Source organism: Antarctobacter sp., from assembly GCF_034670325.1.
In the GTDB taxonomy this organism is placed as follows: Bacteria; Pseudomonadota; Alphaproteobacteria; order Rhodobacterales; family Rhodobacteraceae; genus Antarctobacter.
In genome coordinates this window covers 24,057-43,122 of sequence record NZ_JAXMNR010000006.1, presented here as the reverse complement: position 1 = coordinate 43,122, position 19,066 = coordinate 24,057, and the positions used below count along the sequence as shown (strand labels likewise).

Here is a 19,066-nt window from a genome sequence, read left to right as displayed (position 1 = left end):
CCTATTCAAACCGAAAGGACTCAGCCCGGCAGGACCTCAGACACCGCCTGCGCCACCTTGCCCGCGACCTCATCCGCCTCGGCGCGGGTCAGGCAGAACGGCGGCGCAAAGCCCAAAATGTCGCCCTGCGGCATCGCTCGCGCAATGACGCCCTTGGACAGCAGCGCCGCAGAGATGCGCGGCCCCACCTTGTCGCCCGCGTCAAAGTAGGTGCGCGTCTCACGGTCAGCGACAAACTCCACCGCCGCCATCAGCCCCTCGCCGCGCACTTCGCCGACATTGGCATGATTGCCGACCGCATCGCGCAGCGCGCCTTGCAGATAGGCCCCCACGTCCCCGGCGTTCTGGATCAGGTTCAGATCATCCAGCAGCTTGAGGTTGGCCACCCCCGCCGCCGCCCCGATGGGATGCGCCGAATAGGTCCAGCCGTGTCCGATGGGGCCGTTCTCATCGGTCCCCTGCTCCAGCACCTTCCACATGCGGTCGCCCACGATGGACCCGGACAAGGGCGCATAGGCCGATGTCAGACCCTTGGCGATGGTGATCAGATCCGGCGTCATTCCATAGTGATCAGACCCGAACATGCTGCCAAGACGACCAAAGCCGGTCACAACCTCATCCGCAACCAGCAGGATGTCATGCTTGCGCAGCACCTCCTGAATGGCGGCCCAATAGCCCGGCGGCGGCGGCACAATCCCGCCCGTGCCCAGCACCGGCTCACCAATAAAGGCGGCGATGGTGTCCGCGCCCTCGCGTTCAATCAGCGCCTCCAACTCGGCCACGCAATGCGCGGTGAACTGCTCCGGCGTCTGGTCCAGATTATCGCGGCGATAGTAATAGGGCGCCTCGGTGTGGATCACCTGCGCCAAAGGCAGGTCAAACTTCTTGTGGAACAGCTCCAGCCCCGTCAGCGACCCTGTCACCAGACCCGAGCCGTGATACCCCCGCCAGCGCGAGATGATCTTTTTCTTCTCAGGCCGTCCAAGGATGTTGTTGTAATACCAGATCAGCTTGACGTTGGTCTCATTCGCGTCCGACCCCGACAGGCCGAAATAGACCTTGGACATGCCCGCAGGCGCGCGGTCGAGGATCATCTTGGACAGGGTGATCGACGCCTCTGTCCCGTGGCCCACATAGGCGTGGTAATAGGCTAGTTCCCGCGCCTGTTCGGCTATCGCCTCGGCGATCTCTTGGCGTCCGTAGCCCACGTTCACGCAATACAGCCCCGCAAAGGCATCCAGCAGCCGGGTGCCATCCCGGTCGGTGATGTGACAGCCCTCGCCGGACTTGATCACACGGGTTGCCGTCTCACCCCGCGCGTGCTGCGCCAGATGGGTCGAGGGGTGAAAGAAATTCTCGCGGTCCCATTCCGCCAGTTGGTCATTGGTCTTCATCCATGGCTCCTGTGTCGCGGCGGCGCGCCGCTGTTGTCTGGAAAGGAGGCCCCGGGTCACGCGCGGATCGGGTGCCAGAGGCTCCTCGCCCCCCGGCAGCAGCGCGCAATGCCTTTATTGCAGGGGGTAGCGCCTGCGTAACGGATTCCGGACGCCGCGACCAGTGGTCAAGGCGACGGCAAAGCGTCGTTTTCCGCCAATTGCCTGCCGGGAATCTCGCTGCACGAAAATCTTGCGCCGCGTAAAACCTCAACCTGTTCCATTCCGAAAACTCTTGAAGTCCCCGCCTCCCCGCCCCTACGGCTGGATGGATGATCAGACAGGCAGCAAGACCATGACCGCACCGCATCTCCCCTTTACGATGGCCGAATACGCCCGCCGCATGGCCTTGGTCGAGGCGCGCATGGAAACGCTGGGCCTTGATGCGCTCTATGTGCAGGACCCGTCGAACATGGCATGGATGACCGGCTATGACGGCTGGTCGTTCTACGTCCATCAGGGCGTGATCGTCATCCCCGGTGAACCGCCGCTTTGGTGGGGCCGCGCGATGGATGCCAACGGCGCGCTGCGCACCGTCTGGATGGAACCGGAGCGCGTGCTGGGCTACGCCGATGACTTTGTCCAATCGACCGAGGTGCATCCGATGCAGGACCTCGCCGCCCACCTGCGTGCGCGCGGCGTCGGCACCGGGCGCATCGGCGTCGAGATGGACAACTACTACTATTCCGCCCGCGCCCATCAGACCATGTTGACCGAACTGCCTGACGCTACCTTCCACGACGCCACGGCGCTGGTGAACTGGCTGCGCGCCGTCAAATCGGGTGAGGAAATCACCTTTATGCGCCGCGCCGCGCGGATCTCGGAAAAGATGGTCGATGGCATTCTGGAGCGGGTCGAACCGGGCCTGCCCAAGAACGAACTGGTGGCACAAATCCTTGGCGACGCGGTGCGCGGCGCGGATGGCCACTGGGGCGACTACGCCGCCATCGTGCCGCTGCTGCCCTCGGGCGTTGACGCCTCTGCCCCGCATCTCACATGGGACGGTCGCCCGTTCGAGACCGGAGAGGCGACATTCTTTGAACTCGCAGGCTGTTACCGCCGCTACCACACGCCCTTTTGCCGGACCGTGTTCCTGGGCAAACCACCGCAACACCTGCTCGACGCGGAAAAGGCGCTGGTTGAGGGGCTTGAGGACGGCTTGCAGGCGGCCCGCGCCGGCAACACCGCCGGCGACGTGGCCCGCGCGCTCTACGCCGCGCTCGCCAAAGGCGGCATTCAACGCACCGGGCGCTGCGGCTATTCCATCGGCCTCAGCTATCCGCCCGACTGGGGCGAACGCACCATGTCCATCCGCACCAGCGACGACACGATCCTGCAACCGGGCATGTGCTTTCACTTCATGCCCGGCCTCTGGATGGACGACTGGGGGCTGGAAATCACCGAATCCATCCTGATCAAGGAGGACGGCGCCGCCGAATGCCTCTGTGATCGCCCCCGCAAGATGTTCGTAAAGGACTGATATGGAACTGCTCTACCGGACCGAGGGCCTGCTGGGCGAGTTGATCGGCTTTCCCACCGTGTCAGCAGACGGCAACCTTGACCTGATCGGCTGGGCGTCCAACTACCTCAAAGGGCTGGGCGCGGTCTGCGATGTCTCGCTGGACGAATCCGGGACCAAGGCCAACCTCTTTGCCAGTTTCGGGCCAGAGGGTGACGGCGGGCTGGTCCTGTCGGGCCATTCCGACGTGGTGCCCGTCGCCGATCAGGAGTGGTCCTCTGACCCCTTCGTCATGGAGGACCGTGAGGGGCGTCTTTACGGTCGCGGAGCCTGCGACATGAAAGGGTTCATCGCCTGCGTTCTGGCCCTCGCCCCCGAAATCGCGCAATGGCCGCTGAAACGCCCCGTCCATATCGTGCTGACCTACGATGAGGAGGTCGGCTGTTTCGGCGCCCGCGCGCTGGTTGAGGAGTTGCGCGCCCGAGAACTGCGCCCCGCCACCGCGATCCTGGGTGAGCCGACGATGATGCGCGTCATCGACGGGCATAAGGGCTGTTTCGAATACACCACCCGGATCACCGGCTGCGCGGGCCACGGCTCTGCCCCCGATCAGGGGGTCAACGCCGCCGTCTGTGCCACGCGTTATGCCGGTCGCCTGATGGAGTTGGAACAGGACCTGCGCAGCCGCGCACCCGTGGACAGCCCGTTTACCCCGCCGTGGACCACGCTCAACATTGGCCGCATCCAGTCGGGCCACGCGCACAACGTCATCCCCGACCATGCCGAGATCGACTGGGAAATGCGCCCGGTGCAACGCGCCGACGCCGACCATGTCCTGACCGAGATCGACCGCTACGCCGCCACCCTGCTGCCCGCCATGCGCGCCGTCCACGCAGAGGCGACCATCACCCGCGAGGTGATCGGAGAGGTCGGCGGGTTGCACCCGGTCCCGCACAACGCCATCGCCAAAATCGTGTCGGAACTGACCGGCGCAAACGGTGCGGATGTGGTGGCCTTTGGCACAGAGGCCGGGTTGTTCCAGTCACTGGGCATGGATTGCGTCGTCTGCGGACCCGGCTCTATCGAGCAGGCGCACAAACCCGACGAATACGTCAGCCGAGACCAGCTTGCCGCCTGTCTGGAGATGCTCAAGGGGCTGGAAAAGCACCTTACCTGAACGCCTTACCCGCCGGTTTCCCGATTTTCGGAACGGCTGAACAACGTTTAACACCCGCTTCAGGACCGCACAGGCCTCTGCGTGACAGGATCAATCCAACGATCCCCTCACCCGCAGGAGCACATCATGGCCTTCCTTCAGATCCAGACCCGCACACCCCTCGCCAACCGGTCCCCCCTTGCGGGCCTTGCCGGACTGATCCGCGCCATCCTGACCCGCCATCCCAACCGCCAGACCACCCGCCCGCGCAAATCGCCTGAACAGATCCTCGCCGCCCAGACCCGCCGCGCCGAGGCCCGCGCCGCCGTCGACCGCCTGCTGCGCTAAGGCGGAAAGCCGTTGCCCTCCAGCGCGGCAATGACCGCACCCGTGTAGGTCTTGTTGTCCTGTGGCCGCGTCCTGCGAAAGGTCGATACGGTCATATCCGGCACCTTGCGGCGAAAGATTTCTGCCATCCGGGCCGACTCTTCCTTGCGGCCCACCGCCCAATAGGCCCCCATCAGGCCAAGGTGGATCGTGGCGAATTCGGGGTATTCCGTCAGCGCCTGTTCGAAATGCGTCACCGCGCCTTCGAAATCGCCCAACTGGAACAACGCATTTGCGATCCCCGAGGTGGTGACTCCAATTTGCGGATGCAGCGGGCTGATCCGCCGTGCCCGGCGCAATTCAGCAATCGCCGCCTCGTTTTCGCTGCGGTAGTTGTGGACCCAGCCCAGCAGCATCGCCACAACGCCAGAGTTCGGGTTCAGCGCCTTGGCCCGTTGCAGCGCCGTCAGACCACGCTGCGTGTCGCCGCCGACATAGGCGATGTGATGCCCGGCATAGGCCAGTGCCAAAGGATCGTCCGGGTCGGCGTCCAGCACCTCGCGCGCCAGCGGCAATGCCGCCGCCGCCTGCTCAAACGTCCACCACCGTGTCGCCACCGCCCCGGTGTGCGCGTAACAGATCAGCGCCTTGGCCTGCAAATACTCCGGGTCCAGCGCCAGCGCCTGTTTCAGCAGGTCCAGCCCCTCCTGCACGCTTTTCAGCGTGTTTTGCCGGTAGACCAGCGGCGCGGCGCGCAGGCACAGATCATAGGCGGCAAGGCTCTCGGTCGGCTTGGCCTTGGCCCGCGCGGCTTCGGCCCAGATCAGCTTGGGTTCCAGCGCGGCGGCGACGTGTTCCGCCACTCGGTCCTGCAGGTCAAATATCTCGCTGGCCAGCCCGTCGAACCGGTCGCGCCAAAGGGTATGCCCGGTTTCGGCCTCGACCAGTTGCGTGAAAATACGCATCTGGTCGCCCGCCTGCTGGATGCTGCCCTCCAGCACATAGCGCACGCCCAACTCCCGCCCGACCTCTGACAGGTCCACCATGCGCCCCTTGTAGGTGAAACTCGACGTGCTGGAGATCACGAAAAAGCCCGACACCCGCGACAGCGCCATGATGACCTCGTTCACGATGCCATCGACAAGGTAGTCGCGGTCCTCCGATCCGGTCAGATTGGCAAAGGGCAGCACCGCCAGCGACGGAATATCGGGTACCGGCAGCGCCTTGACCAGCGCAGGGGCAGCCTCTGCCGGTCCGGTGTTGGGGCCGATAAAGCGGTATCCGATCCCCGGCACCGTCTTGATCGTTTCTCGGCCCAGCGCCTTGCGCAGCCCGGCGATCTGAACAGTCAGGTTGCTTTCCTCGACCATCAGGCCCGCCCAAACCGCGTCCAGCAGTTCGGCCTTGGACACCACCCTGTCGGCGTGTTCGACCAGTTGCACCAGCACGTCAAAGGCCCGCGCGCCCAGCGCGATCTCGTTTCCGTCCAGCAGGACGACCCGCTGATCGTGAAGAATTTCCAATGTCACCGGACAAATCGCCTTTTTCCGGGCCTGTCCCGGCAGAGATATTCGGCGAGTATGGGTCATGACCCACCCCCGCCGCAAGCCTTTGGCGGCGGGGGCGGATTTGCGGGCAATTCTTAACGAATGATGAATCCGCCTCTGTAACCCGTTGATTTTCCGTGGTCGCCTGTGTGTCCACGCGTGGACACTCCTTTTTCGGCGGCTCTCGACAAGGCCCCGTTCCACCCCCATCATGGCCGCCAAATTCCCGGGAGGAACCTCTATGAAAACCATCGTCGCCCACGGCGCGCATGACCTCAGGATCGAAGAGAAAGACATGCCCACGCCCGGCCCCGGCCAGGTCCTGATCCGCCTTGAATCGGGGGGCATCTGCGGCTCTGACCTGCATTATTATCACCAAGGCGGCTTTGGCACGGTCCGCCTGAAAGAGCCGATGATCCTGGGACACGAAGTCGCCGGCAAGGTCGAAACCCTTGGCCCGGATGTCACCTCGCTCACCCCCGGCCAACGCGTCGCCGTCTCCCCCTCCCGCCCCTGCCATGCCTGCCGCTTTTGCCACGCGGGCCAGCCCAACCACTGCCTCAACATGCGCTTTTACGGCTCGGCCATGCCCTTCCCCCATATCCAAGGGGCCTTTCGCGAATACCTCGTCGCCGACGTATCCCAATGCGCCCCTGCGGACGACCTGACCGCCGGAGAGGCCGCCATGGCAGAGCCCCTGTCAGTAGTCCTCCACGCCGCCAAACGGGCGGGCGACCTGCTGGGCAAACGCGTCCTTGTGACAGGCTGCGGCCCCATCGGCGCGCTGGCCGTGCTGGTCGCCCGCGCCGCGGGCGCCGCCGAGATCGTCGCGACGGACCTCACCGATTTCACGCTCCAGATGGCCACACAGGTCGGCGCGGACCGCACGGTGAACATGGGCAAAACCCCCGACGGGCTGTCCGCCTATACCGCCGACAAGGGCCAGATCGACGTGCTGTTCGAATGCTCCGGTGCGGCCCCCGCGCTGATCGCCGCCATCCCTGCGATGCGGCCCGGTGGGATCATCATGCAACTGGGTCTGGGAGGCGACATGACCTTGCCAGTGCAGGCGCTCACGGCCAAGGAACTGCAATTGCGCGGGTCATTCCGCTTTCACGAAGAGTTCTTTACCGCCGTGGATCTGATGCGCTCGGGGCGGATCGACGTGAAACCGCTGATCACCCACGAAGTGGCTCTGGATGAGGCCGAAGAGGGGTTCAAACTGGCCTCGGATCGCAACCGTGCGATGAAGGCCCAGATCCGGTTTTCATGACGGGTGGAGGTCCCGGGTCAAGCCCGGGACAGGGCGGCCCGCCTAGAGCTTCAGCTTTTTGAAGATCGGCTCGGGGATGTTGCGGATGATCGCCATGACCAGCCACCAGATGCGGCGCACATAAATCACGTTGCGCCCCTTCTTCACGGCCTTCAGCACCGCCGCGCCAACCTCTGACGGATCAGCGGTCAGCTTTTCGGGCAGGTCCAGCCCCTCGGTCATGGCGGTGTTCACAAAGCCCGGCAGCACCGTGACCACATGCACGCCCTTGGCCGCCAGCCGGTTGCGCAGCCCGGACAGGAAGGCGGTGAAGCCTGCCTTGGCGGAGCCATAGACGTAGTTCGTGGCCCGCCCCCGATCACCGGCAACAGAACTGACCCCAACCAGCGTGCCCGATCCGCGCGCCTCGAACCGGTTGGCCAGCAGCGCGAGGATGCCAGTGGGCCCCTCAAAGTTTGTGCGCATCACAAGGGCGGCCTGCGCAAGGTCCTGTTCGTTTTCCCCCTGCTCTCCCATGTAGCCGACAACGCTGACGGCGACCTCAGGCAGGGCGGGCAATCCGTCAACGAACCCATCGAACCCGTCGCGGTCCAGCACATCGAAATCATGCAACGTGACCTCTACCCCGTGCCGAAGGGCAATATCTGCCCGCGCTGTTTCCAGCCCCGCAGACCCGCGCGCGGCAAGCTGGATCGGATGACCCGCAGCGGCAAAGGTATGGGCGATGGCCAGCCCCATGTCCGAACGGGCGCCAAGGATGAGGACGGGGAGTGCGGTCACAGCGATAGCCTTTCGGATTGGGCAGAGGCGAAATGGTCCTTGAGGCCGCGCGCCTCGCGCAGCGCCTCAAAATCGGCGGTGCGTGCGTCGGCCTCGCGCAGGGTGTCTGCCCCCATCCGGCTGTCCTTGGCCAGGTAGAACCGCCCGCCGTGGGCGACGGCAATGGTGTCCAACTGGTCCAGCAGTTCCAGCGTATGCGGCTTCATCGGGAAGTCGAGCGCCAGCGTATACCCCTCCATCGGGAAGGAAAACGCGCTGTCCTGCGGGCCAAAGCGTTTGAGCACCGCAAGGAAGGACCCCGCGCCGGCATCCGCTATCGCCTCTAGCAGGTCGGTCAGTCCGTCCCGCGAGGTGTCCAGCGGCAGGACACATTGGAACTGGGCAAAGCCCCGGCGGCCATAGATGCGGTTCCATTTCAGGACCGCGTCCAGCGGGTAGAAATAGGTATCCCAATCCACCAGCGCCTTGGTCGGTTTCCACGCGCCGACGCGGTAATACAACTCGTTGAAGGCGCGCACCGTCCAGCGGTTGAGCGCGAAACCAGGAAAGTCGAACGGCACGGACAGCGCGCCCTTATGCCCGGCGTCAAGCGGGGTCTTGGCCTTTTTGCCGTCAAGGTCGGCGCGCGTCGCATGTTCGCCCAGCATGACCAGCGAGCGGCCAAGATGCTCGCCCCGGCTCATGCAGTCGATCCACGCGACCGAATAGGGCACATGGGCGTTCTGCTCAAACAGATCCATCGCGGTGTGCAGATCCGGCGCGGGCAGTGTCGTCTGGTTGATCCACGCCGTTTCCACCGGGCGCAGGCGGATGGCGGTGCGGACAATCACCCCGGTCAGCCCCATCCCGCCCAGCGTATGACGGAACAACTCGGCATCCTGATCGCGTGAGATGCGGCGGATTTGACCGTCAGGCCCCATAAGGTCGATCCAGTCAACGCAGGAGCCGAAACTGCCATCGACATGGTGGTTCTTGCCATGCACATCGGCAGCAATCGCGCCGCCCAGCGTGACGAACTTGGTCCCCGGGGTGACCATCGGGAACCAGCCACGCGGCAAGAAGGCGTCGATCAAGTCACCCAGCAGCACGCCCGCCTCGGCCTCTAGCTGGCCGGTTTCGGCGTCGAAGGACAGCATGTGGTTGAAGTGGCGCATATCCACAGTGGCGGGGGCACCAATGGCGCTGTCCCCGTAGGACCGCCCGTTGCCCCGTGCGATAACCGGCGTGTCGCCGGTTAAGCGGGCCTGCAAGGCGTCCAGATCACGCGGCTTGCAAAGCTGGGTTTCGACAACGGGAAAGCGGCCCCAACCAGACAGTTTCATGACGACACTCCAAGACGCGCATCGGTGAAGACAAAGCGCCGGTCCAGATTGTACTTGATAACGTAGCCGACCATGAGGCCAATCACCGCGCCCGCCTCACGCATCTGGTCGCTGTGCCAGATCAGCCAAAAGGCGGTTTCCGTGCCCCAGAAGATCGCCGTCGTGACGATGCCCATGATGGTGTACAGCGTGAACTTGCGCCCATGCGCGCGCAGCCCACTGGCGTCGTCGAAAAAGATCCACCGCTTGTCGAGGGCATATTTCACCACCAGACCGGCCAGCGTTCCCGCCGCCACCGCCAGCGCGAACGCGGCGCCACTGTCCCCCCCCATCAGCACAAGCCGCTGCACGCCCAGATTGGCCAAAGTCGCCAGAACGGCGAACCCGGCGTAGCGCAGGATCAGGACCTGCCGCGACATCCTAAAGCGTTCCCGCCAGTGCGAAACACAGGCTGAGAACCACGCAGATCTGGCTCACCCGGTCGCGGGCCGCGTAGACCAGCGGGTCATCGTGCATGTGGCCCCGGTGCGCGATCATGACAGTCCGCGTGATCCAGAACAGCAGCACCGGGCCGATGCCCCAAAGCATGATCGGCGCTTTGTAGAGCACCGTGACATCGGGTGAATCGAGATACAGCACCAGCACGAGGACCGAGACAAAGCCCGCTGCGATGGCGATCATGGTGATGATCGGCAAGTCACCCACGTTGTAGCCGCGCCCGCGCGCCCGCAGGGTGCCCCTGCGGGCGCTGTCGACCAGTTCCGCCTGACGCTTGACGGCGGCGAGCGACAGAAAGAAGAAAATAGCAAAGGCCAGCATCCAGACCGACAGCGGGATGCCGGTGGCCACCGCGCCCGCGACGATGCGCATGGTGTACAGCCCCGCCAGCACGCAGATGTCGATCACCATCTTGCGTTTCAGATGCAGCGAATAGGCGGTGGTCAGGACAAAATAGCCGCAAACCACGGCGAAAAACGACGGCCCGACCGACAGCGACACAACGGCCCCGGCGATGAACAGCCCCGCCGCCATGAGCATCCCATGCGACAGCGGCACCTCGCCGGAGGCAAAGGGGCGGTGCCGTTTGCGAGGATGGGCGCGGTCGGCGTTCAGATCAGTCATGTCGTTGACCACATAGACGCTGGAGGCGATCAGGCTGTAGGCGACAAAGGCCGCGACCGCAAACGTCAGCGTTGCGGCGTCGAACTGATGCCCGGCAAGCATCGGCAAAAAGACAAGGATGTTCTTGAGCCACTGGTGCGGACGCAGCGCCTTGATGTAGGGCCGAACGCTTTGCTGCACCGTGGTCAGGTGCTCGACCTCTTGGGAGACGGCCTCTGCCTCGGCACGCAAGCGGGCAGAGGCGTTGACGGTGACGGCCTTGGCGGCCTGCTTCCAGACTGGCAGATCGGCGGCGCTGTCCCCCATGTAGATAAAACCGCCCGCGCCGAAACGCTCTGACAGAAAGGTGGCCTTGGCGGGGCCCTTGAGGTTGCGACTGCCGTCAGACCCGTGGACCTCGTCGAACACCTTGAGATGCTCGGCGATGGCCTCGGCCAGCGACTGATCGGATGCGGTGACTAGCGCGGTGCGGCCACCTTTGGCGCGCCACGACTCGATATAGGCAAGCACCTTGCGGTCGAAAGGCAGGGTCGCGGTTTCCAACCGGGCAGTTTCGGCGAGCCGTTGCTTGAGCGCGGCGCGCCCCTGCCCTAGCGCCCGAACGGCGGTGAGTGCGACGGTCCAGTCCCGGCCGAAGGCTGTCCAAAAGCTTTCGTACAGCATGTCGCTGCGCAGCAGTGTACCATCAAGATCGACAACCAGGATCGGAAGGCTTCCGCCGTGGCTCGCACGGTCGCCCTCTCCGTCCGGCACTTCGTCCGGACCGCGTGCTGTATCTTGCGCGTACATTCTGTTGCCTGCTCAGGTGTTTGTTTTGCCAATAGTCTAAAAGAGCGTGTCTTTGCCGTCGAGGCAGGAATGTGGCGCTCAGGAGATGTGTCCGACGCGCCACAGGCCGTCGCTGTTGATCCGCTGGTCGATGTCCGGGTCCAACGGTAACTGGCAACCAAGCCGGTCGATACCGTCCAAGTCCCCGGCACTGGCTGTCACCCCGTGACCCGGCGGTCGCGATCAGGGACGGTGCCGAACCGGACATGGCCGATGACGGGCCGGAGCGCGGCCAGACGCGGCAGCAATTCGCCCTCAGCCCGCGCCACATGGCAGCACTCGAACAGCCGCAACGCGTCATACGCGATGGCCTTGACGCGGCAAGTGCGCCCGCCCCACACTCCGCCCGATGAGGAACGAGTGGCGCTGCCGGGTAACGGTAGCGGAGGGAGACAAACATGATCAGCCAAGAGCTTAACGACCAATTGACACGCGTGGGCAAAGGGCAACCGGCGGGAGAGGTGTTGCGCCGTTACTGGCAGCCCGCCGCGCTCAGCGACGAACTGGCCGGGCCGCGTCCCGTGGTTCCCGTGACCCTGTTGGGCGAACAACTGGTCCTGTTCCGCGACAACGAAGGCGCGTTGGGGTTGATCGGGCGGCACTGCCCGCACCGGGGCGCGGACCTGTGTTACGGTCGGCGTGAAGACAACGGGCTGCGGTGTCCCTTTCATGGCTGGCATTTCGACCGCACCGGCCAGTGCGTCGAACAGCCGGGCGAACCCGAAGGCAGCCGGATGCATGAACAAATCCGCACACCCGCCTATCCCGTGGTCGAAAGGAACGGCATCGTCTTTGCCTATCTCGGTCCAGGCGATCCGCCGCCCTTTCCGAACTTTGACTGCTTCCGCGCGCCCGGCACGCATGTTTTTGCCTTCAAGGGGTTGTGGGAGTGCAACTGGTTGCAGGCGATGGAGGTCGGGATCGACCCGGCGCACGCCTCTTTCCTGCACCGTTTCCTGCAGGACGAAGACCCCAAGGACAGCTACGGCAAACAGTTCCGTGACAGCGCCGCCGACACCAACATTCCGATGACAAAGCTGCTGCGCGACTATCCCCGCCCGGACATCCGCGTCGATGAGACGGATTTCGGCCTCAAGCTGACGGCCCTGCGCCACATGGAAAACGGACTGACCCATGTCCGCGTGACCAACCAGATCTTTCCGCAGGCGATCTGCATCCCGATGAGCCGGGAAATGACCATCACCCAGTGGCACGTGCCCGTCGATGATGAGACCTGCTACTGGTATTCGATGTTCACCAACTTCACCCAGCCTGTGAACAAGGAGCTGATGCGCGCGCAACGCCTGAAAGAGCATCGCTTGCCGGACTATGCCCCGCTGAAAAACAAGCGCAACGACTATGGGTACGACCCCGAGGAACAGGCGCGCGAGACCTATACCGGCATGGGGCTGGACATCAACGTACATGACCAATGGGCGGTCGAAAGCATGGGCCGCATTCAGGACCGCACGCAAGAGCATCTGGGCAAGACTGACGTCGGCATCGTCCGTTATCGCCGGATGCTGCGCGCCGCCATCGCCGCACTAGAAGCTGGGGACGAGACGGCACTGCCGATGCGCGGCGACGTGGACCCCGCGACACTTGCCGGACCGCTGTCCAACGATGCCATCGCCGACAGCGCCGACTGGGAGGCCGCTAGCCTGCGCGCCGATGGCGACCGTCGGTCTGCCTGCCCTTGGGATGCGGCGCTCTGATGCCGGCGCGAATTTCAGCCGGGCGGCTGGGGCGGGACGGGTTAATCGATACCAAGGCGGCGGCGGATGTGCTGGACCGTGTGCAGGCCGAAGGGATCGAGACGGTTCGCATGGTCTTTGCAGACGCGCATGGCATCTTGCGAGGCAAAACGGTCACGCGCCGCGCATTGGAAGGTGCCTTTACTGCCGGGTTGCGCGCGCCATCGACCTTGTTGCTGAAGGATGTCTCGCACCGAACGGTCTTTCCGATCTGGTCCGAGGACGGAGACGCCCCAATGACGGGCGCCAGCGATGTGCTGCTGGTGCCGCGCCCCGAGACGTTCACCCCGCTGCCGCACGCGCCACATTCCGCAATGATGCTGTGCCGCGTGTTGCGCACGGACGGCGCGACGATCGGCTTTGACACGCCAACGATTCTGCAAGGAGCCGTGGACAGGCTGGCGACACAGGGCATGAGGGCGGTCATGGGGCTGGAGGTTGAGTTTCAGGTCTTTGTGCCCGTTGACGCCGCGCTGGATCACGCCGACGCCACAATGCCACCGCGCCCGCCTCTGACTCGTGGAGTAAACCAAGGCTGGCAATACCTGACAGAGACCCGCTACGACGCGGTTGAGCCGCTGCTGGATGCTGTGCGGCGTGGTGCAGAGGCGATGGGCCTGCCGGTACTCAGTGTCGAGATCGAAATGGGACCAAACCAGTTCGAATTCACCTTTGACGCGGCCGATCCGATGACCACAGCCGACCGGGCGGTGATGTTCCGGACCTTGGTCAAGGAGGTCTGCGCGCGTGAAGGATATCTAGCGTCCTTTATGGCAAAGCCCCGGCTGGCAAATTCTGTCGGCAATGGCTGGCACATCCATCAAAGCGTGACGGATCTGGAAGGGCGGAACCTGTTTATGCCCGTCGCTGAGGGACAGTTGAGCGCAGCAGCCTCGGCCTGGATTGGTGGGTTGCTAGCACATGCGCGGGCCTCTTGCATCGCCACGACACCAACGGTGAATGGTTACAAGCGCTTTGCGCCCTTTCAGTTGGCACCGACCCGTATTGGCTGGGGCAAGGACAATCGCGGAGCCATGTTGAGGGCGCTCTTGGTGCCGGGGGATCGCGCCAGCCGGATCGAAAACCGGGTCGCTGACAGCACGGCCAATCCATATCTGGCGCTGGCGTTTCAGATATTGTCGGGGTTGGACGGCGTAGCCTCGGGGCTGGAGGCCCCGGCCCCCTTGGCAAACCCCTATGACGATACCGCAGGTGCACTGCCCGCGACGCTGGGTGCGGCAATCGAGGCTTTTGAGACCTCGACGATGTACCGCGCAGCGTTGGGCATTGAAACGCAGGACTACCTGGTCCGGTTGAAACGCGCCGAATGGGAACGCTATCTGGCCAGTATATCGGAGTGGGAGCAGGCCGAGTATTTCACCGCCTTTTAGCGCGCCTTTCCGAAAATGCGTTAGCGAAACTTTAATGGCTCATCGCTGTCAAAGAGATAGGACACATTCCAATTCTCCGAATCGGAGATACCCCGCGCGGCCAGCATATCAACAATGCGCTTGTCGATGGTATCGACAAATCTGCCAAATTCCATCTCATCTCGAATTACCTTGGCAACATCTTGTGCGATCTGCACCCTTTGCTGCGCAAGCAATTCGCCAATCCAATGCCGGGACGCTTCGGCAAATATCTTGGCCGAGGCGATCATCAATTCGCGCAATTTGTCAATGCTGAGCGCGTCTTTGTCGAGACAGTCCATTGACCCCTTCTTCATCGACGCAACGGCGACGTCCGTGCGCATTTCGGATGAGATCATAACGATTGCCGCGCCAAAGTTCATCGGGTGGTTCTGCACGATCCTTTGGGCGTGCAACCCGTTGCCATGCGGCAGCAGGTAATCGATAAAGATGACATCATAGGTGCGGTCGTCCAGCGCCTTTTCAAACTCCGGAATATCCGATGCTGCCCAAGACCTCACGGGCAGACCAGTTTTCTGGCAGTCGCGTGTAATCCGGTTCTGGTCGAATCGACTGTCGTCCAGAATCAAAATATCGAACCCATTGCTGCGCTGGAACGCGGTAGATGCCTCGTTATACCGTGCTTCCATTGCAGGCAAGTCGCCGGGGGTTTTTGGACCGGTCGGTGTTTGATGCATGGCCTGAACTCCACCCTTGCTTAGAATGCTCATTCACGCTATTTCACCAACCCCTAACAGTCAATTTAGACATCCAGAGCGATTAAATCCAATTCACGGAAAATCATTCACCCTCAAAAATTGCCTGTATGCTCTATGCATGTTATTGGCGTCAAGACAGGCGAAAAATTCCGGACCCCAACCCGATGACACAAGAAACGGCTTCCGTTCGCGAGTTCGATTCATATCTCTATGCAATCACACATGATCTGAAAGGCTTTTCACGCGCAATGCGTGTCATCCCTGAGTGGATCATCGAAGATATGGGCCAGTCGCAGGTCACTCTTCCGGGGGAAGTCGCCGATCATCTGTCCATGTTGCAGCACTACGCGCGCGGGATGGACCGTATGTTGGACGGTCTGACCGATCTTTCGCGCGTCGGTCGGCTTGCCAATCCACCTGCACAAACGTCCCTGCGTGATGCGCTGGATCAGGCATGGGCCCAAATCGGTGACACAGACAGGTTTTCAGCCGATTTCTCTCAAGTCGACGCCACGGTTCAAGCGCCAGACAACGACCTGCAACGCTTGTTGCAAGCTCTGCTCAAGAACAGCATCAGCCACCATGACAAGAACACTGGTTCGGTTAAGGCCAAGGCCTGGCCAGACGGAGATCGTATGATCCTTGAGGTCAGCGATGACGGTCCGGGCATAGAACTCGCCTATCGCGACAAGGTTTTTGAACCGCTGCACACGCTCAGTCCGAAAGACGAGACCGGATATTCCGGGCTGGGTCTGACCGTTGCGCGCAAAGTTGTCGGCACCCTTGGCGGCGAGATCGCGATTGTTGATAGCGCCACCCCGGGCGACCGGGGTTGCACGGTAAGATGCGACCTGCCCGCGGCTTAAACGCGTCCTAAAACGCCCCCTCTCGCAGCATCGTGTCGATCCCCTGTAGGTGCTGTACCTCCAGCGGCTTTTGGATATAATCGCGGACAACCTCATATTTCGAAGCGCGTTTGCGGTCCTGATCCGAGATCGAGGTTGTCAGCATAATAACCGCGGCTTTGACAAAACCCGGGCCAAACCGTGCAACCGCCTCGTCCAGAAACTCGAACCCGTTCATCCGTGGCATGTTGATATCCAGCAGGATGATGTCGATCGAAGGCCGTTCAGGTTTGGCGAAAAAGTCGATCGCATCGGTTGCCATGAGGAAACAGTGCAAGTTTTCGACGAGCGCTGATTTCTTGACGATGCGGGCATAGAGTTTCTGGTCGACGGAATTATCGTCGATGATCATGAGCGAAGAGATCATGGGGTTTCCTTTCTGAGAATGACCGTGAATGTGCTTCCGACCCCCGGTGTGGAGGCGACGAAGATCCGCCCGCCATGGTTCAGCGCAATGCGCTGGCAAATAGCGAGGCCAAGCCCATTTCCGGTGTACTCCACCGTGGAATTGAGCCGCTGGAAGAGTTGGAATATGCGGTCCAGATGGGCCGGATCTATGCCGATGCCATTGTCGGTAACGGAAAGCCCCACGAACCCGTCCGGGGCGTTGACCCGGTCGATCGAGATCACCGGGACGGAGCCGGGGGCGTGGAACTTGATTGCATTGTCGATCAGGGTCGACAGCAGAATCCGCAGTTGTCCCGGCGAGCCGGGCACTTTACCCAGTGCGTTCACCGTAAACTTTGCGCCGCTGTCCGAGACGGCATCGGCGAGATCGGCGATCACTTCGCGCGCAGCCTCGCTCAGATCAACGTCATCCTGCGCGATGGTCGGTGCGATGGCATTTGTATAGGACTGGACATCATCGATCAGGCTGGCCATGCGACCCAGTGCGCCTCGAAGGTCCTTTAGCAATTCGGTGCGATCGGTTCCGGGAGCCTCTCCAAGTTCTTCGCGCAGCGCGTCCGAGATCATAAGCGCAGTATTGGTCGGCGATTTCAGATCATGAGACGTTGCATAGGCAAAGGCACGCAGGTCTTCCGTAGTGGCCTCTGCGAGGCGGATCTGCTCCTGCAAATCCTCGTTCAGCATCTGAATTTGCCGCATCCGCGCCCGCTCTTCGGTGACATCGTGGCGCAGAAGCAGGCTCTCCCCCCCCTTGAGCAATTTCGTGGTCCGCAGAAACGTAATTCCGCTATCCACATGAATTTCGCGCGTGAACCCATCGGTCCAGATTTCCTGCATCTGGCCGTTTATCCAGTCCTCCAAAGGCATTTCGCCAAGATCGACGCGGCCATCCTTGACCAGTCCACGCAGCGCGGCTTCGTAATAATTGCCTTCGACCAGACGCCCGCTGGCAGCGGCGGCGGTCGATGCCGTGGCCTTGTTTACATATTTAATTCGACCATCGCGCTCCAACAGAACGATTCCCAACGGAATTTTGTCAATCAAGTCCTCGGCAATGTCGCGGCGCGCCTCATGCAATCGGCGCTGATACCTGTGCCAACCCAGCCCGCCCATGGCGATGACAAGCGCGGCACCAACTGCTCCAAGAATGCTTGGCAACAGTGTGGAGACCCAGTTCGACTGCGGGTGAAACCAGGCGAGACGCAGGTCTAGATACCGAGAAGAGGCGAGATAGCCGGGGATCACGGCATTCATCTGCGCAATTTGCGGTGCAAGGCCAAAACGAAAACCGACGGCATGTTCCACGTCAAAAATTTTCGGGCTGGCTTCGACGATGCGGCTTTCGAAACCACGTTCAGCCAGTTCGTTGACCATTCGGTGACGCTCGTGCAGGGCGGCATCGATGTGACCGGTTAGCAAGGCAAAGATCAGACCGGTCGCGCTGGCATAGGGCACGGTTTCGGCACCTTCCAGAGCTTCGTTCCGGGCGAAGGACATGTCGGTAGACAGCACGCCAAGACGGACGCCGGACCAGTCATTTGCGGGCAGATTTTCGGCCTTTTCGCTCAGCGAGAAGACAGAATATGGGATCGTCAGTATCGGGAGAGCGAAATCCATCGCGCCGGTCCGGTCGCCGCTGATTGCGGTCAATGACACAAGGTCAAATCGCTCTTTGCCGGGCCCTTTGCGGATCTCGCGCGGGAGCATTTCTTTGAAACGAATTTGCAGACCGGCGCGCTCTGCCAGATCCCGCATCACTTCGACCGAAAAGCCTGTCAGGCGGCCATCCTCGCTGTGGACTACGAACGGTGGTTCATGGCTGAGCCCCACGACCAAAAGAGAGGGGTTTGTCTCAGGCGCCTCGATCCCCCAGCGCGCGCGCAGTGCCTCGAGCGTACCGTTGTTGCCCAATCGCAAAACGGCGCTGTCGATCCGGCTGCGCAATTCTGTGCGGTTGCGGTGCAATGCCACGACACGCGGCAAGATCTGCACCGGAGGCGAAATTTCCGTGTAGCGGTCAGTGAAATCAAAAGCCTCTGCGCCCTTCAGAAATGCGTCCCGAGGACCGGCATAACCGTCCACCTCTCCCTTTTCCAACGCCTGGAAAAGGTCCGACAATGTTGTAAAGGTCACCACCTCGTGACGCAGGAGAACACCGACCAGTTCAGATCCGCTGGCCCCCCGGATCGCCCCGAAGCGCAGGCCGACTTCGGTTGCGGGATCGATCTGTGGGTCACGGTCACGACGCGTGAACAGCGAAACAAGCGTGCGGCCAACAGGGGCGGAATAGTGCGACGGCCCTCTTAAAGACGGCAGATCGGCAATGCCGGCAAGCAGATCCGTCCGCCCCTTGGCCTGCGCCTCCAGCAATTCGGGCAAGGTTTCAAAACGCACCAAGTCGAGCGTAAGCCCCGCCTCTGTTGCCAGCGCGCGGGTCAATTCGATCATGAACCCGGTCAGTTTGCCGTCCGCCGTCTCCTGCATCAGACCGGGGACCGGAGACCAGCCAACGGTAATGTGCTCACTCTCGGCCCGGACGGACGGGAGCGGAAACAACAAAAGCAGGGCCGCGACGAGCCCCAAGGCAGGGTTGAACACCCGCTTCCTTATTGTCAGCCAATTGG

The 19,066-nt window shown here is 62.4% G+C and carries 16 protein-coding genes; 7 read left to right on the top strand and 9 right to left on the bottom strand.

All coding sequences use genetic code 11. The features are described from left to right. Window positions 1–20 precede the first annotated feature (20 nt). Window positions 21–1,394, bottom strand: coding sequence for an aspartate aminotransferase family protein (locus VOI21_RS15645; RefSeq protein WP_323770877.1), 1,374 nt, complete (start codon window positions 1,392–1,394; stop codon window positions 21–23). 334 nt (window positions 1,395–1,728) lie between these two features. Here VOI21_RS15645 and VOI21_RS15640 point away from each other — a divergent pair, with 334 nt between their 5' ends. The 3 genes from VOI21_RS15640 (at window position 1,729) to VOI21_RS15630 (ending at window position 4,396) form a co-directional block, all read left to right on the top strand. Beyond that, a complete protein-coding gene (locus VOI21_RS15640) occupies window positions 1,729–2,913 on the top strand; it encodes a M24 family metallopeptidase (RefSeq protein WP_323770876.1) in 1,185 nt (394 codons plus the stop codon). Between the two features lies 1 nt (window position 2,914). After that, entirely contained in the window at window positions 2,915–4,069 is a 1,155-nt protein-coding gene (gene argE / locus VOI21_RS15635; RefSeq protein ID WP_323770875.1) for an acetylornithine deacetylase, read from the top strand. Between the two features lie 126 nt (window positions 4,070–4,195). Next, window positions 4,196–4,396, top strand: coding sequence for a hypothetical protein (locus VOI21_RS15630; protein WP_323770874.1), 201 nt, complete (start codon window positions 4,196–4,198; stop codon window positions 4,394–4,396). Here VOI21_RS15630 and VOI21_RS15625 read toward each other — a convergent pair. Continuing rightward, complete coding sequence (locus VOI21_RS15625) at window positions 4,393–5,964, bottom strand: winged helix-turn-helix domain-containing tetratricopeptide repeat protein (protein ID WP_323770873.1); 1,572 nt, start codon at window positions 5,962–5,964, stop codon at window positions 4,393–4,395. The two genes, VOI21_RS15630 and VOI21_RS15625, sit on opposite strands and share 4 nt — an antisense overlap. A 199-nt stretch (window positions 5,965–6,163) precedes the next feature. On the opposite strand from VOI21_RS15625, the gene VOI21_RS15620 reads away from it, so the two are divergent. After that, window positions 6,164–7,195, top strand: a complete 1,032-nt coding sequence (locus VOI21_RS15620) for an L-idonate 5-dehydrogenase (protein ID WP_323770872.1) — start codon at window positions 6,164–6,166, stop codon at window positions 7,193–7,195. Between the two features lie 42 nt (window positions 7,196–7,237). Here VOI21_RS15620 and VOI21_RS15615 read toward each other — a convergent pair whose 3' ends face one another. Genes VOI21_RS15615 through VOI21_RS15600 form a run of 4 tightly spaced genes read right to left on the bottom strand, consistent with a single transcriptional unit; the run spans window position 7,238 to window position 11,208 of the window. Then, a complete protein-coding gene (locus VOI21_RS15615; RefSeq protein ID WP_323770871.1) occupies window positions 7,238–7,975 on the bottom strand; it encodes an SDR family oxidoreductase in 738 nt (245 codons plus the stop codon). Further along, window positions 7,972–9,297, bottom strand: a complete 1,326-nt coding sequence (locus VOI21_RS15610; RefSeq protein ID WP_323770870.1) for an FAD-binding oxidoreductase — start codon at window positions 9,295–9,297, stop codon at window positions 7,972–7,974. Before VOI21_RS15610 ends, VOI21_RS15615 begins: the two co-directional genes overlap by 4 nt. Continuing rightward, the gene (locus VOI21_RS15605; RefSeq protein ID WP_323770868.1) at window positions 9,294–9,716 is read right to left on the bottom strand and encodes a GtrA family protein; all 423 of its coding nucleotides are present in this window, start codon (window positions 9,714–9,716) and stop codon (window positions 9,294–9,296) included. Before VOI21_RS15605 ends, VOI21_RS15610 begins: the two co-directional genes overlap by 4 nt. 1 nt (window position 9,717) lies before the next feature. Then, window positions 9,718–11,208 (bottom strand): UbiA family prenyltransferase, encoded by a 1,491-nt coding sequence (locus VOI21_RS15600; RefSeq protein WP_323770867.1) that lies wholly within the window; start codon window positions 11,206–11,208, stop codon window positions 9,718–9,720. A 437-nt stretch (window positions 11,209–11,645) separates the two neighbouring features. Here VOI21_RS15600 and VOI21_RS15595 point away from each other — a divergent pair, with 437 nt between their 5' ends. Together VOI21_RS15595 and VOI21_RS15590 are read left to right on the top strand one after the other, a co-directional pair. Beyond that, on the top strand, window positions 11,646–12,962 hold the full coding sequence (locus VOI21_RS15595) for an aromatic ring-hydroxylating dioxygenase subunit alpha (RefSeq protein WP_323770866.1): 1,317 nt from the start codon (window positions 11,646–11,648) through the stop codon (window positions 12,960–12,962). Next, on the top strand, window positions 12,962–14,392 hold the full coding sequence (locus VOI21_RS15590) for a glutamine synthetase family protein (RefSeq protein ID WP_323770865.1): 1,431 nt from the start codon (window positions 12,962–12,964) through the stop codon (window positions 14,390–14,392). Before VOI21_RS15595 ends, VOI21_RS15590 begins: the two co-directional genes overlap by 1 nt. A gap of 20 nt (window positions 14,393–14,412) precedes the next feature. On the opposite strand, the gene VOI21_RS15585 is transcribed toward VOI21_RS15590, so the two are convergent. Then, window positions 14,413–15,141 (bottom strand): response regulator, encoded by a 729-nt coding sequence (locus tag VOI21_RS15585; RefSeq protein ID WP_323770864.1) that lies wholly within the window; start codon window positions 15,139–15,141, stop codon window positions 14,413–14,415. Between the two features lie 95 nt (window positions 15,142–15,236). Between VOI21_RS15585 and VOI21_RS15580 the strand changes: the two genes are divergently transcribed. Beyond that, window positions 15,237–15,995 (top strand): HAMP domain-containing sensor histidine kinase, encoded by a 759-nt coding sequence (locus tag VOI21_RS15580; protein WP_323770863.1) that lies wholly within the window; start codon window positions 15,237–15,239, stop codon window positions 15,993–15,995. A 7-nt stretch (window positions 15,996–16,002) separates the two neighbouring features. Here the strand turns inward: VOI21_RS15580 and VOI21_RS15575 are convergent, their stop codons facing one another. Together VOI21_RS15575 and VOI21_RS15570 are read right to left on the bottom strand one after the other, a co-directional pair. After that, the gene (locus VOI21_RS15575) at window positions 16,003–16,401 is read right to left on the bottom strand and encodes a response regulator (protein ID WP_323770862.1); all 399 of its coding nucleotides are present in this window, start codon (window positions 16,399–16,401) and stop codon (window positions 16,003–16,005) included. Further along, window positions 16,398–18,926, bottom strand: a complete 2,529-nt coding sequence (locus VOI21_RS15570; protein WP_416358980.1) for a transporter substrate-binding domain-containing protein — start codon at window positions 18,924–18,926, stop codon at window positions 16,398–16,400. Before VOI21_RS15570 ends, VOI21_RS15575 begins: the two co-directional genes overlap by 4 nt. Window positions 18,927–19,066: the final 140 nt, after the last annotated feature.